Raw genomic sequence first — 23364 nt, 5'->3', positions numbered from 1 at the left:
TCTGTTCGTTCTACATCGGCAGCGCCAACACCGCTCCCCGCGACCCGGGCGGCCCAGCCGCAGCCGGTCCGGATGCGCGCCGAGCGCGTCGACGACAGGCTCCCGGCCCGGCGCCGCAGAAGCACCGGCCGCGCCCTGCCGCCCGGTGCCTCCTGAGGCGATGAGCGATCTACGACGCGGCCCGATGCTCCCCTACCGGCCACCGGGCACCCCCGATACCGGAAGGCCGGTGGTCGCTCCCCCGCTGGCCAGCGATGTCGGCCCCATGACGCGGCCGGATCGGCTGCACCGCGCCGTCACCTGAGGCAACCCTCCGATCCCGGAGGCGGCCTGCTGCCTGACCATCAACCGCCACAGCGGACGTCTCGACCCTAAGCAGGCTGTGCCCGTCGATGCGACCGACCCGGTGCTGCTGTGCCCGGTCAGCGGCTGCCGGATGCGCGCCTGGCCACCCGGCCCCCGCACCACATCCAAAGTCTAAAACTGACAGACATCGTTGACACCCGGATCTCCGGCCACTACGGAGACCATCTATGTCCACCCCAACCCCCCCGCTGGATCGTGAGGCCAAGCGGCGCCTGGCCATCATCCGTCACGTCGAAGAGGTCTCGGGCAACGTCGCGCTGACGTGCCGCTACTACGGGATCAGCCGGCAGGCGTACTACATCTGGTGCCGCCGCTACCAGGCCGAGGGCGTCGAGGGCCTGCGCACCCGGTCCAAGCGGCCCAAGACCAGCCCGAACGCCACCCACGCCGAAGTCGTCGGAAAGATCATCCATCTGCGGCAGAACTACCACTTCGGCCCCGAGAAGATCGCCATGTACCTGGCCCGCTACCACGACGTCACCATCAGCCGCTCGGGCGTGTGGCGGATCCTCAAACACCTGAACATGGGCCGGCTTCCGGCCTCCCAGCGCTACAAGCGCCACGACAAGCGGTGGAAGCGCTACGAGAAGCAGCTGCCCGGCCACCGGGTGCAGATCGATGTGAAGTTCATCGAACCCATCGCCGGCGTCATCGGCCGCAAAGGGGGCCGCAACAAGTACTACCAGTTCACCGCGATCGACGACTGCACCCGCCTGCGAGTGCTGCGCATCTACCCGCAGCTCAACCAGAAGACCGCCATCCAGTTCCTCGACTACGTCCTGCAGCGCCTGCCCTTCCAGGTGCAGGTTGTCCAAACCGACAACGGCGCGGAGTTTCAGACGGCCTTTCACTGGCACGTGCTGGACAAGGGCATCGCCCACACCTACATCAAACCGCGCACTCCGCGGCTGAACGGCAAGGTCGAGCGCTCACACCGCATCGACGCCGAAGAGTTCCACCGGATGCCGGAGGATGTCGTCATCGACGACGCCGAGGTGTTCAACGACAAGCTGCGCGAATGGGAGGACTATTACAACTACCATCGACCCCACGGCGGCCTCGGCGGCCAGACCCCCTACGAACGCCTCAAGCAGAAGACCCAGACCCAGGCGTAAACGATCACTGTCGGTCGCACAGGCGCCAAAGTCCAGATCATCCTGCCCGCCCACACCTCGGGCAGAGCACAGCGCGTCCAGGTCGATGTAGTCGCTCATGCCGCGCGCTCCCTCATCGCCGAGGCCAGGCGCCCGGTGACGTTGCCGGCGTTGACCGGCCGCCGCCGTGAGACCAGGGACAACAGCGCCGACAGTGCCAGGGCGGCGCCAAAAACGACCGTGACGCCCAGCATGCCGCCGATCAGGTTGGCACCGGCCCAGGCCAGCGCCCCCACATGGCAAGAGTTCCTCGGTCTCCGAACGCCGCACAGTCTCCCCGGGGTCTGCGGCCGGTCGTGACGGCCCGCGGTGTCCGGTAGAGCGGGTTCAAGCCGGTTCGCCTGCGCCGGAGGCGGCGTGTTCACCGGCGATGTGGGCGAACACGCAGGTCGCGCTGATGCTGGCGCCTCCGGCGGGGTAGGCGTGGCCCATGATGGAGGCGGTGGCGTTGCCGGTGGCGTACAGGCCGGGGATGGGGGCGCCGTCGTGGTCGAGGACGCGTGAGTGCTCGTCGCACAGCAGGCCGCCGCTGGTGCCGACGTCGCCGGGGAAGATCTGGACGGCGTAGAACGGGGCCTTGGTGAGGGGGCCCAGGCAAGGGTTCGGGCGGTGGGTGGGGTCGCCTTGGGATTGTTCGTGGACGCCGCGCCCGCGGTGGAAGTCCTCGTCCACGCCGGTGGCGGCAAAACCGTTGAACCGCTCGACGGTGGCGGTGAGCGTCGCCGGCGAAAGGCCGCACTGCTCGGCGAGCCCAGCGAGGGTGCTGGAGCGTTTGAGGTGGCCGCCGACGATCCAGCTTTTGGGGGTGAGGCCGGGGGGCAGTATGCCAAGCAGGTAGCGGGAGCGGTGCCGGTTGTCGAGGATCAGCCAGGACGGTATACCCGTGCCGGTCTCGGCCTCGCGCTGGTACATGCGGCGGCCGGCTTCCATGGCGGACTCGGCCTCGTTGAAATACCGTTCGCCGCGGCCGTCGACGATGATCGAGCCGGGGCGAAATCGTTCGGGCAAGACCATGCCCAGGCCTCCGTCGGGCTTGCGGAAGACCGGCACCCACCAGGCCTCGTCCATCAGGTCGGTGGCCGCGCCGAGGTCCATGGCCAGGCGGATCGGGCCGCCGGTGTCTTCGGGGGTGGCCAGGCTCCAGGTTCCGTCGGCGGGCCGGTCTGCGCCGTAGCGGGTCCGCATTCCGGCGTTGCGGGCGAATCCGCCGGAGGCGATCAGCACCCCGGCGCGGGCGCGTATCCGCAGCGGAGCGCCGTCGCGCCGCACGACGGCGCCGACGATCCGGTCATCCTGGCGCACCAGTTCCTCCAGGGACGTCCCGGTCCACAGCGGCACTTCGCGGCGCTGCAGCACCTCCAGGAGCCGGGCGGCCAAGGCGCCGCCGTTGGAGGTCATCCGCCTGCCTTGCAGCAGCGCCGCCGCCGTCCGGATGCCGACCCGGACGGCTTTGAGCAGGCTGCGGGCGCTGACCCGGAACAGGGTCAGGGCGCCGGCTTCGCCGGTCCGGACCACCAGCGGCGCGGCGATCGCGGGGCGGAGCCTGCGGCTGAGTTCGCCGAGCCGCCGGGTGTCGAACAGGTCCGCCTCGATGGCCCGGCCGTTGACGACCGCGCCCGCGATCTCGGGGATTCCCGCGTAGTAGTCGCTGTTGCCCTCGCACAGCACGAACTTCACGCCTTCGCGCTCCAGTAGCCGGACCATGTCGGAGCCCCGGGTGATGAAAGCGTGGCGGCGGGCGTCGGAAGAGGCGGGCCCGGCGTCGCCGACGACGGAGGCGAAGTGTTCCAGCGCCGCCTCCGGTGAGTCGTGCAGGCCGTGCCGTCGCATGATCGGGTTGTCGGGCAGCCAGAGCACGCCGCCGGAGACGCCGAGTGATCCGCCGATGAACTCCGAGCTTTCCACCACCAGGACGTCCAGGCCCGCCGCGCCGGCGGCCACCGCGCCGGCCAGCCCACCGCCGCTGCCGACGACCAGGAAGTCGGTCTCGTAGTCCCAAAGCATGTCCATCTGCCTCTTTCCGTGCTTGGCCTGGGCGGTGTGTCAGATCTGTGCTGAGCCGCCGTCGACGTAGAGGTTGGCGCCGGTCATGTAGCCACTGTCGGGGGTGGCGAGGAACAGCGCGACGGACGCGATGTCCTCGGGCTGCCCGACCCGGCCCAGGGGGATGCCGGGGGCGAGCATCGCGTAGAACCCCTCGGTGTCGTCCTGGTCGGGGGCCGCGGCGGCCAGGCCGGGGGTGGCGATCGCGCCGGGCGAGATGGTGTTGACGCGGATCTTGCGGCCCTTGAGCTCGTTGGCCCAGGTGCGGCCCAGAGAGCGGACCGCGGCCTTGGCCGCGGAGTAGAGGCCGAAGTACTCGCTGCCGCCGCCGGCCGCGACCGATGACAGCAGGATGACCGAGCCGCCGTCGTTGAGCAGCGGCAGCGCCTTCTGCACGGTGAACAGCGTCCCGGCGACGTTCGTGCCGAAGATCCCGTCGAAGGACTCCCGCGTGACGTCCTCCAGCCGGGACAGCCCGCCGCCGCCGGCGTTGGCCACGACGACGTCGACCCGGCGGCCGTCGGCGGCGATCCGGCCATAAAGCGCCTCCAGCGCCGCCGGGTCGCAGACGTCGGCCTGGACGCCGGTCGCGTTCGCGCCGATCCGGGCGACCGCCTCGTCGAGTTCGGGCTTGCGGCGGCCGGTCAGGTAGACGTGCGCGCCCTCGTCGGCGAACCGCTCCGCGATCGCCAGGCCGATACCGGAGGAAGCGCCCGTGACGACGGCGGTCCTGCCTGCGAGCTTCGACATGATCCCCTCCAAAGGGGGTGTGGTGCACCGGGACAAGGCCCCTGCGACCAGCGGATGAGCGGGCGGGGCCGGGCCGGGAGACATGGGCCGGACGTGCGCGACCCCTGGACGCCACGAAACGTACACGACTGTACGGATTAGGGGCAAGTTATCCTTCGACCATGCTGCAGGACACCGAGCGAGCCCCTCGGCGCGATGCCGTGCGCAACCGCGCACGGCTGCTGGACGCCGCCCGCAAGACCTTCGCCGAGCATGGCCTCGACGTACCGCTGGAGGAGGTCGCCCGAACCGCCGGGGTCAGCCGGACCACGCTCTACCGCAACTTCGCCACCCGCGAGGAGCTCGCCGCCACCGTGTTCGAGGACAACGTGGCGCGGATCGAACAGCGCTCACGGGAACTGGAAGGCCGCCCCGGGGCCGTCGTCGAGCTGTTCGACTTCGTTCTGGGCCTGCAATTCGAGCACGGCGGCATCGCGCACATGCTCTCCCAGGCCGGCGCCTCGTGGTTCTCCACCCTCGCCGGGCGGACCGCGTCCGCGTTCGTCCCCCTGCTGGAACAGGGCCGGGGCGAGGGCATCGTCCACCCCGACGTCTACGTCTGCGACGTGATCCTCGCCTACCAGATGGCCGAGGGCGCCATGGACGACGCCGACGGCGACAGGCGCGCCGAGAACCACGACCGGATCCGCGCCATGCTGCACCGGTCCCTGTTCCTCACCGGACGGCCCTCACCCACCTGAGGCCCTGCGGGCCGATCCCTCCTCCGTGGCACCGCCGCGTCCTGTCCTCACGGGCCGGGTCCTGTCGCGGCCCTACATCCCCCTGTCAGTCCAGGGCGAGGGGCGTGGGCGGGGACCGATTTCGGAGGCCGTCCCAACCTGGGCGCCCTGCTGGACAAGGCCTTCGCCGCCTTCACCTGCCGATAGCACGCCGGGCCGCCCCTGGCCACTGCCGGCCAGGCGTCGAACGGCGGATCTCGCCTGACTCAGGGTGCGAGCGTCACGGAGGGGTGGGCGTGGAGGAGGTGAACTGGGTGGCGAACAGGCTGCGGTGCAGCATGCCGTGCACGGTGTCCTTCACCTGCGGCCAGTCCCGGGCGTCGCTGGCGGTCACGGCGGCTCCGGCCATGTGGAGGGCCAAGAGCACGTCCTGCTCGGTGATCTCACGCCACACGATGCCCGTGGCGCGGCCGAGGTCGAGCAGCGGAGCGAAGGCCGCCGCGGTCCGCGCGGACAGATCCACCACCCATCCGGCCTCGGCGCGGCTGCCCAGGTAGACCAGGCCCTTGTGCTCCAGTTGTAGCGCCAGGATCTCGTGGAACAGCTTGACCGCCCCGTCGACGACGCCGTCGAGCTGCCGCGCGCGCTGCTCGATGTGGGCGACGTTGTCCTGCAGGACGATGGCGATCAGCTCATCGCGCGTCGCGAAGTGCCGGTACAGGGTCATCCGGCTGACACCCGCGGCCCGGGCCACCTCCTCCAGCGCCGCCTCGGGCCCCTGCTCGGCGAAGACCCGGCGGGCGGCCGTCAGCAGCTGTTCCCGGTTGCGTGAGGCGTCGCTGCGCAGTGACCGGCCGGAAGCTGAAGACATACCAGCAGGCTAGCGGAGCGCCTGATCAACGCAATAAGCGTGCGTTCGTGCACTATTAACGGAAGGCTGAGCGACCCTCAAGATTGAGGCAGATTGACTTTCGTCTGGGATTTTGTGCGTTTTCTGTGGTCGACCAGGGGTCTTACGTTCTGGGTGTCACGGCATCTAAGGCGTACTAAAGTATACACAACTGCACGTTTATAGTGTGGTGGATCACTTCGTCCCGCGACCGACCGGCCGCTGGACGAGCCGGGTTCCCAGTGCGTGCCGCTGGCGCCCGGCCCCCTCGGGAAAGGAAGACATCCATGCAAGGACTCGACGACAAGGTCATCGTCTTCGCCGGCGCCGGTGGCATCGCCACCGCGACAGCAGGCTTCCTGGGCCAGGGCGGCGCCAAGATCGTCGTCAGCGACATCAGCCTGGCCTCCGCGGAACAGACCGTGCGGGCCTGCACGGCCGCTGGCGGCCAGGGCGTCGCCACGACGGCCGATATCTCCGACGAGGCCCAGGTCAAGGCATTGATCGATCTTGCACTCAGCACGTATGGGCGCATCGACGGGCTGTTCAACGTCGCGGCGAACATCGGCGTCGAGGAGGTCGCGGCCGACACCAACGTGGTCGACATCGACCTGGCCGCCTGGCAGCGCACCCTCGACGTCAACCTCACCGGATACCTTCTCACCTGCAAGCACGCCATCCCGCACATCATCGCCGCGGGCGGCGGAGCGGTCGTCAACACCATCTCCAACGCCGTCTACGCCGGCATGGAGGTCAGCGTCGCCTACCAGGCCACCAAAGCCGGCATCAGCGCCATGACCCGCCACATCGCTCGCAAGTACGGCAAGGACAAGATCCGCGCCAACAACATCTCGCCCGGCCTCGTCCTCACCGAGCAGACCAAGCGCAATCTGCCCGAGGACTACCGCGAGATGATCCTCACCACCACCCCGTCCTGGCGTCACGGCGAACCCGCCGACCTCGGCGCCATGACAGCTTTCCTCCTGTCCGACCTCGCGGCCTGGGTCACCGGCCAGACCATCTGCGTCGACGGCGGCACCACCATGCGTGCCTGACCAATCCCCGGGCCGGAAGCCCCGGCCCGGCCCGGCCCGGCCCGGTACGCCTGTCCTGCCCCAGCTCCCTGAACCGTCCTCGCCGGACGTCTCTCCGGAAAACGATGCCCCGAGCCCATAACCGTCAGGAGACCCTCGTCCACGCAGGAGCCCAGGAGTCCCTTCTTCCGCCAGAAGCGATACAGCAGTTCGAGGCCGGTCCTCGCCTCCCACCTCTACTGCTACCGGCTCGTGGCCTACTGCTGCGTCGGCTTGCGGCTGATCGACGCCCGGGCGATCATCGGCCCGCCTGACGTGTGGTTGAGGTTACCCAACCGAGATTGGTGGACCCGACCTGCGACGTAGCGAAAAGGCCCGCCTTCGTGACTTCCGCTCCAGTGGTCGTCATCGACATCGCCTCACGCCGGGTGGTGGGCTGGACCACTGCTGATCACCTGCGCACCGAACCGGTGGCCGAGGCCTTGTGCGCGGCCTGTCACCAGATCCCATTGCCGAGCCCCGCAGGGTCTCGGGTCTGCCGGCGATCCCCCCGATCGGGTGTATCGCCGTGCGCCACCCATTGAGATGCTGCCGGACACCACACGATTCCCGCACATCAGGCCCGAGCGACGCGCCTGAGCGGCATGAGGCGGAAGAGGAGAAGTTATGACGGTAAGAGGGCTTCTCGGACCCGCAGGGTTTGAGAACGCGCGCTCGTTGTGCGATGTGCTGCTTCGCACGACGACGGCGAACCCCTGGGAGGCCGCGCCACACTCCCTGTTCAACGGGTTCGCTCCCGAGGATCGCGAACGCGACACAGAAATCCAGCGCTTCATCGAACAGCACATCGGCGCGCCGACCCCGAAGGAGGCCTGACATGAGTGTCATCACCACGGTCCGAGGCGACATCGCCCCTGAGGACCTCGGCTACACCAGCGTCCACGAGCACCTCAACGCCGACGGCACCCTGATGCGGCAGTTCGTCGAGCGCTACACCGGTTCGGCGCTGCCCGCCGAGATGGGCGCGCTACGGGTGGACAATCTCGCGTTCCTTCGTGAGTTCGGGGCCGCGAGCTCGCGGGAGTGCGAGAGCGCGGGCGACGTGGACTTCACGACCGCCGAACTCGGGTTCTTCAAGCAGGTGGGCGGCAACGCCGTCTGCGACGCCTCACCGCTCGGAATGCGCGGTGACGTCCGTGACCTGAAGGCCGCGTCCGAGCGCGCCGACGTGCACGTGCTCTTCGCCACCGGGCTCTACGTCGCCGGCTCACGTCCCGAGGGGTTCGACAACCGAAGCGAGGACGACCTCCGCGACTTCTTCACACGCGAGGTCGTCGAGGGCGTCGGAGATACGGGCCTGCGACCGGGGTTGCTCAAGTGCGGGCTGTCGGCGGCCGACCCGGCGGCCGAGCTGCCCGAGACGGAACTGATCACCCTGCGTGCGCTCGGGCGGGTCTCGGCGGCGACGGGGCTGAGCCTTCATGTCCATACCTCGTTCCCGATGTCCCATGCGCAGGTGCTGCAGGGCGTCGAGGTCGCACTTGCCACGGGAATGTCGCCGGATCGGCTCGTGATGATCCATATGGACTCGTTCCTGCGTCCCTGGGACGCGCTCACGAAGTACGTCGACGACATGTCCGCGGTCAGGAACGTCTCGACCGAGTTGCAGCGCAAGGTGCTCGATCAGGGAGTGAACATCGGCTTCGACTCCTGGTCGGCGACGACGGCGATCCTTCCGGACGACTACGACCGGTTGAAGGGTCTCGTCGACCTTCTGCGGGCCGGGAACGGCGACCGTATCGTCCTCGGCCACGACACTTTCACCAAAGCGCACAGCAAAACGTGGGGCTACTACGGCTTCACCCGCTTCCCGCAGTTCATCCCGCCGATGCTCGCGCAGCTCGGGTTCGCCGACGAGGTCTACCGCAAGCTCGTCGTCGACAACCCGGCACGCATCCTTAGCCACTGAATCAGTCGAACGAGATCACAGGACCATGACAGCAGGACCGCGGTCTCCGCCGAGCGCATCCCCGAGCGGGGAGCAAGCCGTTGACAGATAAGACACCCGTTCGGGGCTCACAGCAGGAGGATCGATGAGACGCCTTCGACAAGACGACGTCGATGGGCATCAAGCAGATCGTGACGGCCTTTGCCGACTACCGCCCCGCGTGGAGACCGCCATCATCATCGGCCTCGCCCCTGAGCCGGCCACATCACCACGCGCCAGGCACCGGGCCGCTGACAGAGCAGCGCCCCGGAGGGCCGATCGCGGGGCTGTCCAGGCCGATGACGTTGGGGTCGGACCAGGGCGCGGTCTCGGGTTTCTCCAGATCCATCTCAACCGCGCGCGCCACACACCTGATCGCGCAATCGAGCGTAAGCCGTAACTTGCACGTGCTAACACCCCCACGTACGCTCCAGTGAACTAGCACGTGATAGGTGCATCGTAGTGAGGAACCCATGACGAGTGACGAGACACACCCGATGCTTCACCTGCCCGCCCGGGACATCCCGGTGCCCACGTCGATCAGTGAGGAGGCCCAGGCCGTACTGGCTCGTGGCCCGCTGGGACCGGCGCCCGACTATCCGTCGCCGGAGGATCTGGACGGCTGGCGCAAGATGATCGCCGACGGCGACGCGGCGTCGGCGCAGATGCTCGGCGGCCTGTTCTCCGCCGTTGCGGACAACGTCGAGGAAAAGGATCTCGGAGGCTTCCCGGTGTACATCATCACACCGGAGGGCGTGTCGCCCGACGATCGCCGCACTTACCTGGACATCCACGGCGGCGCCTGGATCTTCGGCGGCGGGGCGATGTGCCGTGGCACGGGAACCTCCACCGCTGCCATCGTCGGCGCACGGGTGTGGGCGGTGGATTACCGCATGCCGCCCGACCACCCCTACCCGACGGCGTTGGACGACTGCCTGGCCGCCTACCGGGCTCTTCTGGAGGAACGCCGCCCCGAGGAGATCATCGTCGGCGGCGCATCGGCGGGCGGCAACCTCGCGGCGGCCCTGATGCTTCGCATTCGCGACGAGGGGCTGCCGCTGCCCGCCGCCCTGGTACTGAGCACCCCGGCCACCGACCTGACCGGAGCGGGAGACACCATACACACCAACCTCGGGCTCGACACCGTGCTGCCCGACCGCGCGGAACCAGCGGCACGCCTGTACGCCGGTGATCACGACATGAGGGACCCTTACCTGTCACCGGTGTTCGGCGACTTCACCAAGGGATACCCGCCCACCGTCCTGCTGACGGGTACCCGCGACCTGCTGCTGTCGGACACCGTGCGCTTGCACCGGGCCCTGCGCGCCGCTGGCGTGCCGGCCGAACTGCACGTATTCGAGGCCGCGGGCCATGGCATTTTCCTCGGGCAAGCGCCGGAAGACCGTGAGCACGCACGTGAGATCCGCAGTTTCGCCGACCGGCACTGGGCAGCCTGATCAGGAGAGTGACGATAACCGACAGTACGTGCCCCAGCCCGCAGGTACCCGCGCTTCACATCCCCGTGCCCGCTGCTCGGCGCTGAGGAGTCGCCGCCGTCCCAGCCAGGGCCGGGACGGCGGAGTCCAGGGACGCACGGATGGCCGACTCCACGCGTACCAAGTCGCGGCCGAAGAGCCGTTGTGCCCGCAGTCCGTCGATGAGGGCCAGGGGCATGGTCGCGAACGCCTGCGGGTCGTGTTCCGATCGCGGTTCGCCGTGTTCGGCGTCGCCCGGCAGCACGTCGTCACCCGTACTCCAGCCTGTCGCCCCGGTGGCCGTGCGTTGTTGACACGACAGCGAACAACCGAGCGACATCATCTCCAGCGCTGTCCACGCTGGGCGTGGAGGACGGCGACTGACCGTCAGCCGTCCGAGAGGTCTTTTCCGGTGCGAACGTGGTCGCCTCTCCCGGAGAGGAGGCGGTGCAACCAGCTCGGCCGGGCGGCACGGGCATCCCGGGAGATCACCGCCTGCGGAGCCGGCAAGCCTGCTCGCCCGCCGCCAAATACGGCGTGGGCGGGGGCGAGCGCCATGTAGCGGAGACGATCCGCGCGATCTACCTCACCGGCAGGTATCGGTGCTTTCGCGCCCAGTTAACTACCACATGCCACCAGCCTTCGAGTCGTGCCAACGGTCCGCCCTGGAGAGGTCAGCCGTTCCCGACGGTGGATTCACGTGCCACGAGGGTGGCGTCGGAATCGAAATCCCGGTGCGGCAGAGGGCGACCGTCGGCGACGTGCAGGGCTACCGCGGCGAAATAGCGGCCGAGGCCGGCGGCGTCGATGCTCACGCTGGAGATCGAGGGGACGAACACGGCCGCCAACGGGATGTCATCGTGGCCGATCACAGCCAGATCACCGGGCACGGACAGGCCCGCGCGGATCGCGGCGCCCACCATCATGGCCGCGACGTCGTCGTTGTAGGCCACGACGCCGGTCACACCGGCCTTGTGCCAGTGCCGGACCGCGGCGGCGGCCGAGTCGCCTCGGTACTCAATGGCCCGCACGTCGAGGGGATCGAGGCCGAGCCTGGCGGCGGTCCGCTGGGCGGCACCCGCCCGAGCCTGGAGGAGCGAGGACGCGCGCGGGTCCGCGGTCGCCGCGAAGGCGAGGTGGCGGTGGCCCAGATCATGCAGATGCTCGACCTGCAGTGCCGGACCGGCGATGATCGTGGGTGCCTCGTCCATCGTCTCGGACTGCCCGGGATCCGGGACGATCTTGGTGACGCCGCAGGCGCGCATCGAGGCCGCTTCCTCGTCGCTGAACGGGCCGATCCCCAAGACGACGTCCGGGGTGAGCAGCTCCCATAGGGGCCGCGCCCGGCTGACGGGCTGGCGTGCGTAGACGGCCAGGGAGTAGCCGGCCTCGTCCAGTGCGAGCGAGGTCTCCTCCAGGTACTGGCGCAGCCGGTACTCCATCTGCAGGTCCGGCAGCACGACAAGGATGATCTTGCTGCTGCCGCGCCGCAGGTCCTGCGCGGCCCGGTGCGGCCGGTAGCCCAGGCGTTCGGCCTCGGCGAGCACGCGCCGCCTGGTGGGCTCGGAGATCGTTTGCCCAGGCGTGTTGTTCAGCACGAATCCGACCGTGGCGCGCGAGACGCCCAGCGAGCGCGCAACGTCCGCGGCTGTCACCCGCTTGCTCGCGTTCTCACCCAACCGGTCTTCACTCCGTTTCGCCGTCGCCACCCGCTCACCGGATGAGATTGTAGCTTGCACGTGCAAACCGCGAGGCGTACGCTCCTACCTAACTAGCACGTGCTAGGAAGCGAACTCGTGGAGTCTCGATGAGCCCCAAAGACCCGCCTGCCACCCTGGCCCCAGCGTCATGTGGCCGAGGGCGCGGCGGCCTGGCGTTGCCGGAGGAGGAAGCGCTGGATCTTACCGCTGGGCGTCTTGGGCAGCTCGTCGATGAAGTGGATCCGGCGGGGATAGGCGTGTGCGGCGAGGCGGGTCTTGACCAGCTGCTGCAGTTCGCCGACGAGCGCGTCGCCGGTGCTGGTGCCGGGTTGCGTGACGACGTAGGCGACGACGACCTCGCCGCGCAGCTCGTCGGGCTCGCCGACGACGGCGGCTTCAGCCACGGCCGGGTGTCGCAGCAGCGCGCTCTCGACTTCGAACGGGCCGATCCGGTAACCGGCCATGAGGATCACGTCATCGTCGCGGGAGCCGAAGGTGAGGCAGCCGTCGGAGTCCTTCGCGGCGATGTCCCCGGTGTAGTACCAGCGGCCGTCGGCGCTGAACCGCTCGGCTGTCCGGTCGGGGGCGTTGCCGTATCCGGTGAACCACATCAGCGGGCTGTCGGGCACGTTGACCGCGACCCTGCCCACCTCGCCGGTGGAAGCGACCTCATCGGCGTCGGAGCGGAGCACCTCCACACGCCACCCGGGCAACGCTCGGCCCATCGAGCCGGGCTTGATGGGAGCCACGAGGCCGGGGTGCCAGGCGTTGACGACGGTCATCCCGGTCTCCGTCTGCCCGTAGTGGTCGCGTACCGGCAGGCCCAGCTCGCGCCCGGCCCAGGTGGCCACGTCCGGTGTGAGCGGCTCACCGGCCGAGGAGCAGCGGCGCAACTTCAGGTCTTTCGGCACGGGCACACCGGCGTCGCGCAGCGCGCGGTACACGGTGGGGGCGGCGGCGAAGTTGGTGACGCCGAAACGAGACAGCACCTGCCAGGTCAGCTCCGGCGAGAAGCCGGCGCGCAGCAGCAGACTGCGCCGGCCGGACGCGAGCGGGCCGACGACCGCGTAGTACAGCCCGTAGGCCCAGCCGGGATCGGCGGCGTTCCAGAACACGTCCTCGCTGGTGTGATCGAGACCGAGCACCTGGTAGGCGTGCACCCCGGCCAGCGCGCGCAGCGACACCGGCACGCCCTTGGGTGTGCCCGTGGTGCCGGAGGTGAACAGCTCGATCAAGATGCCGTCGCCGCCGACCGCGACCGGCTCCGGGACCGGCCTGTCGGTGGCGAGCAGGTCACCGAAGGACACGTCCTGCCCGGTCGCCTCGCCGGTGGTGATGATCGTCCAGCCGGGGTCGGCCGGGATGTCGTCGCCGGGGTCGAGCTTGGCCCGCTGGGAGGGATCGACGACGATCGCCGTGGTGTTGTTGCCGGTGATGCGCAGGGCGATGGCCGGCGGCGCGAACGCGGTGAACAGTGGCACCTGCACGGCGCCGAGCCGCCAGATGCCCAGCAGCACGATCACCAACTCGGCCGACTTGCCCATCAGGGTCGCGACCCGGTCGCCCGCGGACACCCCGAGCGCCGCCAGGCCCGCCGCGAATCGGCCGGACGCCTCCTCCAGCTCGCCGAACGTCACGTCCCGGCTCGACAGATCAGGCTCGATCACGGTGAACGCCACGGCACCGGACCGGTGCCGACGGCAGAGAAGCTCGACGGCGTTGGCGTCCGGCTGGTCGTAGACGCTCAGCAGCTCGGACACGATCCGCTCTGGTGCAGACATGGAAGGCTCCCTGGGCGCTGGGGAATCGAGGATCGCTGTCCGAACTATCCAGTCCGTCACGCCGTATCGGCTACCCCCGAATGGAGGTGATCGGATGCCGGCCGATCGAGAAGCCGCCGAGGTTCGGCACACGCTCGCCGTGCTGCAGCGCGGCGCGCGGTTCCCGCTCGTCTTCGGCGGCGTGGTTGCCCGGGAGCGCGAGCTGCGGGTGAGCACGCTGCTCGGGAACGCCGGAGAGTCGTTGCGCGGGCTGCTGGTGCCAGGCGGGCGCGGCGTCGGCGGGCGGGCGCTGGCGACGCGGCGGCCGGTCGCGGTCGGCGACTACTACACCAGCGACGCGATCAGCCATGACTTCGACGAGGTGGCGCGGGCCGAGTCGATCCGGTCACTGGTCGCGGTACCGGTGATCGTGCGCCGTGTCGTGCGGGCGGTACTCTACGGCGCGGTCCGCGAGATGGGCCTGCTCGCCGACGTGTCGATCGGCGCGGCCGTCAACGCCGCCCGCGACCTTGAGCAGGAGCTCGCGATCCGTGACGAGGTCGAGCGGCGGATGGCCGAGCTCCACGCCCACACCGCGTCGGCCCTCTCGTCGGCGTCGTCGGCGGAACGTGAAGCGCTGCGCCGCGGCCACGCCGAGTTACGAGCCATCGGCAGCACCCTCACCGACCCCGAGCTGCGGACGCGAATCGACGCGGTGTGCGCCACGCTCACTCTCACCGCCGCCCCGAGCGACAGGCACACCCCACGGCTGTCACAGCGTGAAGTGGATGTTCTGGCGTGTGTCGCCATGGGATGCACCAACGTCGAGACGGCGCGAACCCTCGCGATCGGTCCGGAAACGGTCAAGAGCTACCTGCGCAGCGCGATGAGCAAGCTCGACGCGCACTCGCGGGTGCAGGCCGTCAACGCTGCCAGGATGATCGGCCAGCTTCCGTGAGCGATCAGTTCGAGCGGGCCCAACAGGTGTCGACGAACTGGCGCACCTGCCGGTCGACCTCTCCATCCTCGGGAGCTGTGCCGAAGAACCCTCCGTGGGGCGCGGCCTCGAAGATGTGAAGTTCAGCCGGAATCGCCGCCGTTCGGAGCGCGCGGTGCATGCGTACGGCATTGGAAAGGAAGACGTCGCGAGTGCCCGCGGTGAGCAGCGTGGGCGGGAAACCCTTGACGAAGTCACCGAAAAGCGGCGAGAGGTATGGGTGAGCCAGGTCGTGGCCGTCGGCGTAGAGAAGGTTGACGGGGATCAAGCTCTGGCTGCCGACGATGTCGACGGCGGCGTTCGTCTGAAAGGAATCGCCCGACTCGGTGAGGTCCAGTTCGGGGGTGAGAAGCACCGCGGCGGCGGGTAGCGGCAGGCCTTCGTCTCTGGCCCGGAGGATGAGCGCGGCCGCGAGGTTGGCGCCGGCCGAACCACCACCCACGATGACCTCATCGGGGCGGTGATCGCGCAGGATCGCCCGATAGGCCGAGACGCAGCCGTCGAGCGGGGTGGGGTAGGGGTGGTCGGGAGGCATCCGGTAATCGACGGCCCACGTACGCGCGCCGACCTGCCCGGCTGTGGCGATGGCGTTCAACCGGCACGTTTCCCCGCCGCCCTGGATCAAGGCACCGCCGTGGACGTCCAGGAAGACCCGCCGGTCGTCTCCGAGTGTTCCGTCGGGTGTGACCACATAGACGCGCGTGCCCTCTGCGTCGATCTCCGCGATGTCGGCCGCCACCCGGGAAGCACGCTGCTCGTACATCGGCAGCATCGCGTCCTCGGTCGCCGCGATCATCTTCCGCCATGCGTCCAGGTCATCGAGGGATGGGCGCGGCGATGTCCGCATCAGTCCCTGGGCGAGGAAGGCCTGTGCCTGGGCGCTTACCGATGCGGGAACGGGAATGTCCCGGGCCGGCACGTGCAGCGCCGGAGGTGAACCATCAGCCATCATTGATCGCCCTTCTTGCTGTCCCGTATCAAGAGTGGGCGGCGAGCCAGCGTCCCAACCACCCCAGAACGGGGGTGGTGCGCTCACCGGGCGTGATCGATTCTGTCGTGATGACCGGCTTTCTGCGGGCCGGCCTCCGGATGACGTCGCCCTCGAGCGGCTGCGGGCGTCGGACGCGGTGATCGCGGGACACACCACGACGCCGATCCGCACTACCGACGGCGGCTTCTTCGCCAAGGACGAGCAGGCAACACCCGCGACGGTCTTCGCTGCGCCCAGCTCGACGTTCCCCGGGCGCAGCACCTCTCCAACCTGCCCAACACCGCATAACGAAAGGAAGAATCACAGTGACGACGACTGACGGGACACACGCCGCGATGCACGTGCCCGCGCGGGACATCCCGGTGCCGGCCTCGGTGAGCGAGCAGGCGCGGGCGTTTCTGGCGATGGGCATGGTGCAGCCGCCGACGCAGTGGCCACCGGTCGATGATCGACAGGCTTGGCGGACGCTGATAGCGGAGCGGAACGCGATGGTACCGGCGGAGGCGGCCGGGCCCATGGTGGCATCGTGCTTCGGCATGGCCGACACCGGCGTCAACGCCGAGGTCGAGGTCATCGACGTCGATGGCGTGACCGTCTACGTGGCCACGCCTGACGGCGTCACACCGGACGATCGCCAGGCCTACCTTGCGATCCACGGCGGAGCCTTCATCCAGGGCGGAGGGGAGCTGTGCCGTCCGGGAGCCATCATGACAGCCGGAGTCGTCGGCGCGCGTGTGTGGGCTGTCGACTACCGGATGCCGCCGGACCACCCGTTTCCGACCCCGCTCGACGACTGCCTGACCGTCTACCGCAGGCTGCTTCAAGAGCACCGTCCCGAGGAGATCGTCGTCGGAGGTGTCTCGGCGGGGGCCAACCTCACCGTCGCCCTGCTCCTGCGGGCCCGGGACGAAGGGCTGCCGCTGCCGGGTGGAGCAGTGGTGGAAACCGTGCCCGCCGACTGCACCCAGACCGGTGACACCCTGGTGACCAACAAGGGAATCGACATCACGTTCGCCGACGATCTGACCCCTGTCATCGAGCTGTACGCCAGCGGCCACGACCTGCGCGATCCGTACCTGTCACCACTGTTCGGGGACTTCACCAAGGGCTTCCCGCCCACGATCCTCACCAGCGGCACCCGTGACTTCCTGCTCTCCGACACCGTGCGCCTGCACCGGAAACTGCTGGCGGCCGGCGTTCCCGCGCAGTTGCACGTCTTCGAGGCCGCACCCCACGCCATGTTCCTCGGCATGGCGCCCGAGGACCACGAGCGGGCGCGGGAGATTCGCCTGTTCGTCGACAAGCACTGGGCGGTGCCGGCTGCCCAACGGTGACATCGCCGCGAGTGGCCGTCGTCTCCGCCAGGGGGAAACGACGGCCACTCGCGGCGAGGGCGAGCAGGAAATCGGGGCCCGGCTGCGCCCCTTCATCCGCACCGACGCCCCCGAACACACCCGCTACCGCCGGATGCTGCTGCCGGAGTTCACCGTCCGCCGAATCCGCGCCATGCGGCCCGCCGTGCAGACCATCGTGGACGGCCTCCTGGACTCCATGCTCGCGACCGAGGCCCCCGTCGACTTCGTCCCCCTCTACGCCAACGCCGTCTCCACCTCCGTGATCTGCGAACTGCTGGGCATCCCCGCAGAAAACCTGGAGTTCTTCCGCGACGTCACCCGCATCTCCGGCTCCCGCCACAGCACCGCCGAGCAGGTCGCCGAGGCGCTGGACGCACTGTTCGCCCTGATCTCCGACCTGGTGGCCCAGCGGCAGGAGCAGCCGGGCGACGACCTGCTCTCCAAACTCGTCGTCAACCACCTGCAGACCGGCAACGTCACCCTGCCCGAACTGCTGTCCACCGTGGGCATCACCATCAACGCCGGACGCGAGACCAGCACGAACATGATCGCTCTGAGCACCCTGCTGCTTCTCCAGCGGCCGGATCTGATGGAGGAACTGCGAGCCGACCCCTCCCTGATGCCGGCCGCCGTCGATGAGCTCCTGCGGGTGATGTCGATCGCCGACTCCATCCCGCTGCGGATCGCCGCCCAGGACATCGAGATCTCCGGCACGGTGATACCCGCCGACGACGGCGTCATCGCTCTGCTGGCCGGCGCCGACCACGACCCCGAGCAGTTCCCCGACCCCGACCGGATCGACTTCCGCCGCCCGGACAACCACCACGTCGCCTTCGGCTACGGCGTCCACCAGTGCATCGGCCAGCACCTGGCCCGGCTGGAGCTTGAAGTGGCCCTGGAAACGCTGATCCGCCGCGTGCCGACGCTGCGCCTGGCAACCCCGGACGAGGAAATCGACTTCAAACACGATTCGGCCACCTTCGGCATCGAGCGGCTGCCGGTGACGTGGTGAATACCCATCCCGGCGGGCCCGCCCCATGGCCAGAGACCAGCCACCACCCGGCGCCGCGGCGTCTCGGCCCGTGGATCCGGTGCTGGAGCCCGCGGCCGGCAGCCCGGCTACGGCTGATCTGTCTCCCGCACGCCGGTGGCGGCGTGCGGTTTCTACCGCCCCTGGGCGGCCCTGCTGCCGCCAGAGATCGAGCTGTGGGGCATCCAGTACCCAGGCAGGGAAGACCGCTTCGAAGATCCCCCGGTGGACCGGATGGACGAGCTGGTCACGGCCGTCACCGATGCCTTGGTGCCGCTGCTCGACCGCCCCTACGCCCTGTTCGGGCACAGCATGAGCTCGGCCGTCGCCTGGGAGGTGGCCCACGACGGGGCTTGAGCAGCAACCAAACGGCCAGTCACGTTAAGGAGCCCGGCGGGCTCGTCTTGCCGTGACTGGCCGTTCCGACGCGGGTGGCTGGGGGTCGGGTCAGTCGATGAGGCCGGGCTGGTCGGTGGGGTTGCCCTCGGCGGTCTTGAGGGTCTTGTGGACGACACCGACGGAGACCTTCACCCCGGCGGCGATGGTGCGGATGGATTCCCCGCGCCGGCGGCGGGCCAGGATCGCGGCGCGCTTGTCGTCGTCGACGACGGGTCGGCGGCCGCCGACCTTGCCTTGCTTGCGGGCGGTCTCCAGGCCGTTCTTGGTCTTGCGGACGATGTCGCGGCGGCGGTCCTCGGCCAGGGCGAGGGCCAGGTCGAGGATGAAGGAGCGTTCGGTGTGCTCGCCGGCGGCGATGCCCTCCAGCACCTTGACGCCGATCCAGCTCCCGGTAGATCCGGCGGGTCTGGCGCAGCAGGTCCTCGTAGGTCGCCGGTGCTGAGTCCGGTGTCTCCTCCATGGCTCCCACGGTGCCACCCTCTGTTCCGCTGCGCTGGTCAGATCCCGTCGTCGTCCTGCTCCGCGTCGGAGTCACGCAGGTCGCGGATGGCGCCGGGCGCGAGGTCGGGCAGGGCGAAGGTGTAACCGGGTTCCGGCGTCGGCCCCGACGAGCCAGCGTGAGCGCAGGCGGGTGCCGTCGGCCAGCCCGGCGGTCACGCCTTCGTCGTCCTGGCTCAGCCCGACCAGTTCGCAGCCGCGCCGGATCTCCGCGCCGAGCTCGGTGGCGTGCTCGGCCAGCAGGTGTTCGGTGACTGTCTGCGGGATGCCGAGGATGTAGGGATGTGCGGTGTCCAGCCGGTCCGGCGGCGGCTTGCGGATGCCGACGAACAGACCACCGATCGGGTACTGCTTACCGAGGGCGAGAAACCGCTCCAGCAGACCGCGCTGGTCCATCACCTCGATGCTGCGCACGTACAGACCGAGCGCACGGACCTGCTTGGTCGGCTCAAGTGCCCCGCTCCAGCACGAGCACGTTCACGCCGTGCAGCCGCAACTCGGCGGCCAGCATCAAGCCGGTCGGCCCGCCGCCGACCACGACCACGTCGATCATCAAACTCCTCATTTCCCAAGGCTGCGGTTCAGCGATGCAGGGCGGTTTCTTGATCGAGGCGTGACAGCTTCTCGGGGTTGCGCACGAAGTACAGGCCGGTGATCAGGCTCTGTTCGGTCCGCACTGCCAGCAGGCCCTCGATCTGCCCATCGATCCGCATGATCAGGGCCGGATGGCCGTTGACCTGCGCCGGCTGCACCGAGGCGGAGCCTGCCAGCCGGCCCAGCCCCGCCGTCAACAAGTTGGCGACCAGTTCCGCGCCCACGACCGGCTCCAGCGCAGCCGGGACCACACCGCCGCCGTCGCTGAGGAAGACGACGTCCGGGGCGAGTTGGTCCAGCAGGCTCTTCATGTCGCCGGTGTCGACGGCCCGTTGGAAGGCCAGCAGGGCTGCGCGGTTCTCAGCCTGCGAAACCGCTGTGCGCGGGCGGCGGGCGGCGACGTGGTTCCGGGCCCGGTGCGCGATCTGGCGGACCGTGACCGGGGTCTTACCGACGGCCTCGGCGATCTCGTTGTAGTCCAGGTCGAACACCTCGCGCAGCACGAACACTGCGCGCTCGGTCGGCGTGAGCGTTTCCATCACCAGCAGCATCGCCATCGATACGCCCTCGGCCAGCTCGACGTCCTCGGCCACGTCCGGCGCGGTCAGCAACGGCTCGGGCAGCCAGGGGCCGACGTAGGACTCCTTGCGCCGGCGCAGCGAACGCAGCCGCATCAGCGCCTGGCGGGTGGTGATCCGGACCAGATACGCGCGGGGATCCTCCACAATGTCCAGGTCGACATCCACCCACCGCATCCAAGTCTCCTGCAGGACGTCCTCGGCATCGGCCGCCGAGCCGAGCATCTCGTAGGCGACGGTGAACAACAGGTTCCGGTGGGCGACGAAGGCCTCGGTGGCGCCATCCACGCCGGTGCCCCCATCGGATGGCTTGGTCGCTTCCACAGTCCGGTCACCGTGCTCGGTCATCGGCGGCTCCCTCCATTTTGGATCTTTCGGTATCCCACACCAGATGCCGACCCCGCGCTTCTCGTGACGCCCACCAGCAGTGACATAGGTCACACCGCCGGAGCTGTCACGCCGCACCGGCCACCGGCATCTCCTTGCCGACTTCGCCCGACGACGACTTCCGAGGAGCACACCATGACCGCCCGTTTGAGCCTATTCGCGAACCCCGACGGCACCGCGGCCAAGGCCGCCGGCCACTTCGGCACGGCGAGCAAGACGATCCTGGCCGAATCGAGCCTGCCAGCCGCGACCCAGAAGCTGGTGCTGCTGCGGACCAGCCAGATCAACGGCGACGGCTACGCCACCGACGTGTGGAGCAAGAACGCCGCGGCCGCCGGAGAGAGCGCCACCCGCATCAACCTGGTCGCCGCCTGGCGCGAGTCCACGGTGTTCACCGACGCCGAACGCGCCGCCCTGGCCCTCGCCGAGCAGGGCACCCGCATCGCCGACGCGGCCGGCGGCGTGAGCGACGAGGCCTGGGCCGCCGCCGCCGAGCACTACGACGCCGACCAGCTGTCCGACCTGGTGGTCCTCATCGCCCTGATCAACGCCACCAACCGGATGGGCGTCATCGTCCGCCAACCCGGCGGCGACTACCAGCCCGGCAATCTCGGCTGACCGGTACCCGCGAACAACAAGCCTCCTGCCATCGGCCGCGCGAGCAATACGCGCGGCACCCCCAACCCACGAGTAAGGACGCAGACCATGGAACCCCGCTTCGACCTGATGAACAACAATCTCGGCGCCAAGATCGCCAAGCGGATCTACAACGTCGCCCTGGCGATCGTCGACTCGCCGCTGCCCCAGGCCACCCAGAACCTGGTGATGCTGCGCGCCAGCCAGATCAACGGCTGCGGCTTCTGCGTCGACTACCACACCAAGGACGCCACCGCCGCCGGCGAGACCACAGACCGCCTCAACCTGGTCGCTGCCTGGTACGAGTCCACGGTGTTCACCGACGCCGAACGCGCGGCGCTGGCGCTGACCGAGGAAGGCACCCGGATCGCCGACACCCGCCACCCCGTGTCGGACAAGACCTGGGACCGGGTGCGCGAGCACTACGACGACGACCAGATCGCCGCGCTCGTCTCCCTGATCGCCATGATCAACGCCAACAACCGGCTCAACGTGATCGTGCGCAACCCCGGAGGCTCCTACCAGCCCGGCCAGTTCGCCGGCATGGCCAACTGACCCGCACTGCCACACCACCGCCCGGCCCGGGATCACTCGCCCGGGCCGCCATATCAGCCACACCCGGCCCCTCCGGGCCGCCTAACACCTTACGGAGGAGTCATGAACCTCGCACTCTGGATCGCCGCCGGTATGCTCGCCCTGGTCGCGATCACCGGGGGCTCTACGAAGTCCTTCATCCCGAAGAAGAAGCTCGCCACCATCCACGGCGCCGAATGGACCGCGGGATTCAGCGCCAACGCCATCAAGACCCTGGGAGCCCTCGAACTCCTGGCCACGGTTTCCTTCCTGCTGAACCTCGGCGGCCAGCGAGCCGCCGGCTTCAGCCCGGAGACCATCGTCGAGGTAGAGGCGAACGGCCGGATCCGCACCCAGCCACTCGCGGGCACCCGATCCCTGGGACCCGACGCCGCCGAGAACGACCGCCTGCGCGAGGAACTCCGCACCGACCCGAAGGAGGTGCACGAGCACGCGATCTCGGTACGACTGGCCGCTGAGGAAATGGAAACGATCTGCCGGCCCGGCTCGGTGGTGATCGAGGAGTTCATGACGGTCAAGGCACGTGGCTCGGTACAGCATCTCGCGTCCCGGGTCGCCGGGCGGTTGCGCGAGAACCTGGGCCCCTGGTCGGCGTTCGCGGCACTTTTCCCGGCGGTCACCGTCGTACCGAAGAGCGCCGCCCTCGCGGCCCTGAACCGCCATGAACCCGAACCCCGAGGGCTCTATGGCGGGGCGGTGTTCCGAGCGGGAACCGACGGCTCACTGGACGCGGCACTGGTCCTGCGCACGCTGTTCGCGCATGGTAACCACACCTGGCTCCGTGCCGGGGCAGGCATCATGGGCCAATCCACCCCGGAACGCGAATACGAGGAGACCTGCGAAAAGCTACGAAGCGTCGTCCCTCACCTGCGGTTCCATCACAGGTGAGGGAGCCGCATGTTCCTCGGGCATCGGACTTACTCGTTCAACTTCTACGCCCCCGAACCCTCTCCGGCACGGCCCCAGCCCGATGCGTTCGCGTGGTTGTGGAGTCCGCTGACACCTCCTCGTCCAACCGGCTCGTAGCGTCTTCGGTGGCCTGGCTGGAGGACACCCGGCCACCTGCACTGCTACATCCCGGCGCATCGCCGGGATGGCCTTTGCTTGTTGAGGTTGGGTCTTTAGTCGACTGTATTTTTGTTGATCTTGAAACTACCGAACGCCTTTACGTTGTAGATTTCTAGAGGAGGTTCGGCCTGGGCTGCCGGGACGGCCTGCCACAATGGGGCGCATGCCCGAGCTTCGATCCGGTCCGCGCGGCGTGTGGGCCGACGACGAGAGCCTGTCCCCCGACTCCTGGGGACGTACAGGTTCGGCGGGCGGCACCCTGCCGTGGGGGTTCACGCTCGTCATCGTGCTGCTGGTGGTGGGCCGATTCACGTTGGCGCCGTATCTGACGGCGCCCGCGCTGCAGACGTGGGCCACGAT

Annotated in this window: 24 protein-coding genes and 2 pseudogenes; 15 read left to right on the top strand and 11 right to left on the bottom strand. The window is 69.0% G+C overall.

Features of this window, described 5'->3' with window-relative positions:
• Positions 1-160: 160 nt before the first annotated feature.
• Both ACWD3H_RS35165 and ACWD3H_RS35160 read left to right on the top strand, forming a co-directional pair.
• Positions 161-304, top strand: coding sequence for a hypothetical protein (locus ACWD3H_RS35165; RefSeq protein ID WP_355563353.1), 144 nt, complete (start codon positions 161-163; stop codon positions 302-304).
• A gap of 229 nt (positions 305-533) precedes the next feature.
• On the top strand, positions 534-1481 hold the full coding sequence (locus tag ACWD3H_RS35160) for an IS481 family transposase (protein ID WP_451958065.1): 948 nt from the start codon (positions 534-536) through the stop codon (positions 1479-1481).
• A 95-nt stretch (positions 1482-1576) separates the two neighbouring features.
• Here ACWD3H_RS35160 and ACWD3H_RS35155 read toward each other — a convergent pair whose 3' ends face one another.
• The 3 genes from ACWD3H_RS35155 to ACWD3H_RS35145 all read right to left on the bottom strand — a co-directional run bounded on the left by ACWD3H_RS35155 (position 1577) and on the right by ACWD3H_RS35145 (position 4313).
• Positions 1577-1756 (bottom strand): hypothetical protein, encoded by a 180-nt coding sequence (locus ACWD3H_RS35155; protein WP_451958064.1) that lies wholly within the window; start codon positions 1754-1756, stop codon positions 1577-1579.
• Positions 1757-1847: 91 nt separating this feature from the next.
• Positions 1848-3530, bottom strand: coding sequence for an FAD-binding protein (locus tag ACWD3H_RS35150; RefSeq protein WP_451958063.1), 1683 nt, complete (start codon positions 3528-3530; stop codon positions 1848-1850).
• Between the two features lie 33 nt (positions 3531-3563).
• Positions 3564-4313, bottom strand: a complete 750-nt coding sequence (locus ACWD3H_RS35145; RefSeq protein WP_451958062.1) for an SDR family NAD(P)-dependent oxidoreductase — start codon at positions 4311-4313, stop codon at positions 3564-3566.
• A gap of 161 nt (positions 4314-4474) precedes the next feature.
• Here ACWD3H_RS35145 and ACWD3H_RS35140 point away from each other — a divergent pair, with 161 nt between their 5' ends.
• The gene (locus ACWD3H_RS35140) at positions 4475-5053 is read left to right on the top strand and encodes a TetR/AcrR family transcriptional regulator (protein ID WP_355563362.1); all 579 of its coding nucleotides are present in this window, start codon (positions 4475-4477) and stop codon (positions 5051-5053) included.
• A gap of 259 nt (positions 5054-5312) precedes the next feature.
• Here ACWD3H_RS35140 and ACWD3H_RS35135 read toward each other — a convergent pair whose 3' ends face one another.
• Positions 5313-5903: a TetR/AcrR family transcriptional regulator gene (locus ACWD3H_RS35135; RefSeq protein WP_355563365.1), complete on the bottom strand. Its 591-nt coding sequence runs from the start codon at positions 5901-5903 to the stop codon at positions 5313-5315.
• A 305-nt stretch (positions 5904-6208) separates the two neighbouring features.
• Between ACWD3H_RS35135 and ACWD3H_RS35130 the strand changes: the two genes are divergently transcribed.
• The 4 genes from ACWD3H_RS35130 (at position 6209) to ACWD3H_RS35115 (ending at position 10399) form a co-directional block, all read left to right on the top strand.
• Positions 6209-6976 carry an SDR family NAD(P)-dependent oxidoreductase gene (locus ACWD3H_RS35130; RefSeq protein ID WP_355563368.1) on the top strand — a complete coding sequence of 256 codons (768 nt, stop codon included), beginning with the start codon at positions 6209-6211 and terminating at the stop codon, positions 6974-6976.
• Between the two features lie 645 nt (positions 6977-7621).
• Positions 7622-7831, top strand: coding sequence for a hypothetical protein (locus ACWD3H_RS35125; RefSeq protein WP_451958061.1), 210 nt, complete (start codon positions 7622-7624; stop codon positions 7829-7831).
• Between the two features lies 1 nt (position 7832).
• Positions 7833-8924, top strand: coding sequence for a phosphotriesterase family protein (locus tag ACWD3H_RS35120; RefSeq protein ID WP_355563374.1), 1092 nt, complete (start codon positions 7833-7835; stop codon positions 8922-8924).
• A gap of 515 nt (positions 8925-9439) precedes the next feature.
• Positions 9440-10399, top strand: coding sequence for an alpha/beta hydrolase (locus tag ACWD3H_RS35115; RefSeq protein ID WP_451958060.1), 960 nt, complete (start codon positions 9440-9442; stop codon positions 10397-10399).
• Positions 10400-10454: 55 nt separating this feature from the next.
• On the opposite strand, the gene ACWD3H_RS35110 is transcribed toward ACWD3H_RS35115, so the two are convergent.
• The 3 genes from ACWD3H_RS35110 to ACWD3H_RS35100 form a co-directional block, all read right to left on the bottom strand.
• The gene (locus tag ACWD3H_RS35110; protein WP_451958059.1) at positions 10455-10682 is read right to left on the bottom strand and encodes a hypothetical protein; all 228 of its coding nucleotides are present in this window, start codon (positions 10680-10682) and stop codon (positions 10455-10457) included.
• 409 nt (positions 10683-11091) lie between these two features.
• Positions 11092-12096 (bottom strand): LacI family DNA-binding transcriptional regulator, encoded by a 1005-nt coding sequence (locus ACWD3H_RS35105; RefSeq protein ID WP_451958058.1) that lies wholly within the window; start codon positions 12094-12096, stop codon positions 11092-11094.
• Positions 12097-12263: 167 nt separating this feature from the next.
• Positions 12264-13898, bottom strand: coding sequence for an AMP-binding protein (locus tag ACWD3H_RS35100; RefSeq protein WP_451958057.1), 1635 nt, complete (start codon positions 13896-13898; stop codon positions 12264-12266).
• 94 nt (positions 13899-13992) lie between these two features.
• Here ACWD3H_RS35100 and ACWD3H_RS35095 point away from each other — a divergent pair, with 94 nt between their 5' ends.
• Positions 13993-14835 carry a helix-turn-helix transcriptional regulator gene (locus tag ACWD3H_RS35095; protein WP_451958056.1) on the top strand — a complete coding sequence of 281 codons (843 nt, stop codon included), beginning with the start codon at positions 13993-13995 and terminating at the stop codon, positions 14833-14835.
• A 4-nt stretch (positions 14836-14839) separates the two neighbouring features.
• On the opposite strand, the gene ACWD3H_RS35090 is transcribed toward ACWD3H_RS35095, so the two are convergent.
• Positions 14840-16126, bottom strand: a complete 1287-nt coding sequence (locus ACWD3H_RS35090) for an alpha/beta hydrolase (RefSeq protein WP_451958055.1) — start codon at positions 16124-16126, stop codon at positions 14840-14842.
• A gap of 44 nt (positions 16127-16170) precedes the next feature.
• Here ACWD3H_RS35090 and ACWD3H_RS35085 point away from each other — a divergent pair, with 44 nt between their 5' ends.
• The 3 genes from ACWD3H_RS35085 to ACWD3H_RS35075 all read left to right on the top strand — a co-directional run bounded on the left by ACWD3H_RS35085 (position 16171) and on the right by ACWD3H_RS35075 (position 18607).
• A complete protein-coding gene (locus ACWD3H_RS35085; RefSeq protein WP_451958054.1) occupies positions 16171-17199 on the top strand; it encodes an alpha/beta hydrolase in 1029 nt (342 codons plus the stop codon).
• Positions 17200-17332: 133 nt separating this feature from the next.
• Positions 17333-18232 carry a cytochrome P450 gene (locus ACWD3H_RS35080; RefSeq protein ID WP_451958053.1) on the top strand — a complete coding sequence of 300 codons (900 nt, stop codon included), beginning with the start codon at positions 17333-17335 and terminating at the stop codon, positions 18230-18232.
• Positions 18233-18367: 135 nt separating this feature from the next.
• On the top strand, positions 18368-18607 hold the full coding sequence (locus ACWD3H_RS35075) for a thioesterase II family protein (protein ID WP_451958052.1): 240 nt from the start codon (positions 18368-18370) through the stop codon (positions 18605-18607).
• Between the two features lie 90 nt (positions 18608-18697).
• On the opposite strand, the gene ACWD3H_RS35070 is transcribed toward ACWD3H_RS35075, so the two are convergent.
• The 3 genes and pseudogenes from ACWD3H_RS35070 to ACWD3H_RS35060 form a co-directional block, all read right to left on the bottom strand.
• Entirely contained in the window at positions 18698-19018 is a 321-nt protein-coding gene (locus ACWD3H_RS35070; protein ID WP_451958051.1) for a hypothetical protein, read from the bottom strand.
• A gap of 222 nt (positions 19019-19240) precedes the next feature.
• Positions 19241-19700 (bottom strand): annotated as a pseudogene (locus tag ACWD3H_RS35065) (FAD-dependent oxidoreductase); the annotation flags it as partial.
• A gap of 28 nt (positions 19701-19728) precedes the next feature.
• Positions 19729-20667, bottom strand: a complete 939-nt coding sequence (locus tag ACWD3H_RS35060; RefSeq protein WP_451958050.1) for an RNA polymerase sigma-70 factor — start codon at positions 20665-20667, stop codon at positions 19729-19731.
• Between the two features lie 174 nt (positions 20668-20841).
• Here ACWD3H_RS35060 and ACWD3H_RS35055 point away from each other — a divergent pair, with 174 nt between their 5' ends.
• The 4 genes and pseudogenes from ACWD3H_RS35055 to ACWD3H_RS35040 all read left to right on the top strand — a co-directional run.
• A complete protein-coding gene (locus ACWD3H_RS35055) occupies positions 20842-21324 on the top strand; it encodes a carboxymuconolactone decarboxylase family protein (RefSeq protein ID WP_451958049.1) in 483 nt (160 codons plus the stop codon).
• Between the two features lie 87 nt (positions 21325-21411).
• On the top strand, positions 21412-21897 hold the full coding sequence (locus ACWD3H_RS35050; RefSeq protein WP_451958048.1) for a carboxymuconolactone decarboxylase family protein: 486 nt from the start codon (positions 21412-21414) through the stop codon (positions 21895-21897).
• A gap of 102 nt (positions 21898-21999) precedes the next feature.
• Complete coding sequence (locus ACWD3H_RS35045) at positions 22000-22824, top strand: chorismate-binding protein (RefSeq protein WP_451958047.1); 825 nt, start codon at positions 22000-22002, stop codon at positions 22822-22824.
• Positions 22825-23167: 343 nt separating this feature from the next.
• A pseudogene (locus ACWD3H_RS35040) lies at positions 23168-23364 on the top strand (permease); the annotation flags it as partial.

Source organism: Streptosporangium sp. NPDC002607 (assembly GCF_053592655.1).
Note: the sequence above shows the minus strand (reverse complement) of the source record. Positions and strands in the feature narration are given on the sequence as shown.

What these genes read in the sequence shown, in the direction of transcription:
- ACWD3H_RS35130 (WP_355563368.1), top strand. Translation starts at nt 6,209, where the DNA reads ATGCAAGGACTCGACGACAAGGTCATCGTCTTCGCCGGCGCCGGTGGC.
- ACWD3H_RS35060 (WP_451958050.1), bottom strand. Translation starts at nt 20,667, where the DNA reads ATGACCGAGCACGGTGACCGGACTGTGGAAGCGACCAAGCCATCCGAT.
- ACWD3H_RS35145 (WP_451958062.1), bottom strand. Translation starts at nt 4,313, where the DNA reads ATGTCGAAGCTCGCAGGCAGGACCGCCGTCGTCACGGGCGCTTCCTCC.
- ACWD3H_RS35160 (WP_451958065.1), top strand. Translation starts at nt 534, where the DNA reads ATGTCCACCCCAACCCCCCCGCTGGATCGTGAGGCCAAGCGGCGCCTG.
- ACWD3H_RS35140 (WP_355563362.1), top strand. Translation starts at nt 4,475, where the DNA reads ATGCTGCAGGACACCGAGCGAGCCCCTCGGCGCGATGCCGTGCGCAAC.
- ACWD3H_RS35045 (WP_451958047.1), top strand. Translation starts at nt 22,000, where the DNA reads ATGAACCTCGCACTCTGGATCGCCGCCGGTATGCTCGCCCTGGTCGCG.
- ACWD3H_RS35100 (WP_451958057.1), bottom strand. Translation starts at nt 13,898, where the DNA reads ATGTCTGCACCAGAGCGGATCGTGTCCGAGCTGCTGAGCGTCTACGAC.
- ACWD3H_RS35150 (WP_451958063.1), bottom strand. Translation starts at nt 3,530, where the DNA reads ATGGACATGCTTTGGGACTACGAGACCGACTTCCTGGTCGTCGGCAGC.
- ACWD3H_RS35095 (WP_451958056.1), top strand. Translation starts at nt 13,993, where the DNA reads ATGCCGGCCGATCGAGAAGCCGCCGAGGTTCGGCACACGCTCGCCGTG.
- ACWD3H_RS35135 (WP_355563365.1), bottom strand. Translation starts at nt 5,903, where the DNA reads ATGTCTTCAGCTTCCGGCCGGTCACTGCGCAGCGACGCCTCACGCAAC.
- ACWD3H_RS35125 (WP_451958061.1), top strand. Translation starts at nt 7,622, where the DNA reads ATGACGGTAAGAGGGCTTCTCGGACCCGCAGGGTTTGAGAACGCGCGC.
- ACWD3H_RS35080 (WP_451958053.1), top strand. Translation starts at nt 17,333, where the DNA reads ATGCTGCTGCCGGAGTTCACCGTCCGCCGAATCCGCGCCATGCGGCCC.
- ACWD3H_RS35050 (WP_451958048.1), top strand. Translation starts at nt 21,412, where the DNA reads ATGGAACCCCGCTTCGACCTGATGAACAACAATCTCGGCGCCAAGATC.
- ACWD3H_RS35115 (WP_451958060.1), top strand. Translation starts at nt 9,440, where the DNA reads ATGCTTCACCTGCCCGCCCGGGACATCCCGGTGCCCACGTCGATCAGT.
- ACWD3H_RS35055 (WP_451958049.1), top strand. Translation starts at nt 20,842, where the DNA reads ATGACCGCCCGTTTGAGCCTATTCGCGAACCCCGACGGCACCGCGGCC.
- ACWD3H_RS35120 (WP_355563374.1), top strand. Translation starts at nt 7,833, where the DNA reads ATGAGTGTCATCACCACGGTCCGAGGCGACATCGCCCCTGAGGACCTC.
- ACWD3H_RS35165 (WP_355563353.1), top strand. Translation starts at nt 161, where the DNA reads ATGAGCGATCTACGACGCGGCCCGATGCTCCCCTACCGGCCACCGGGC.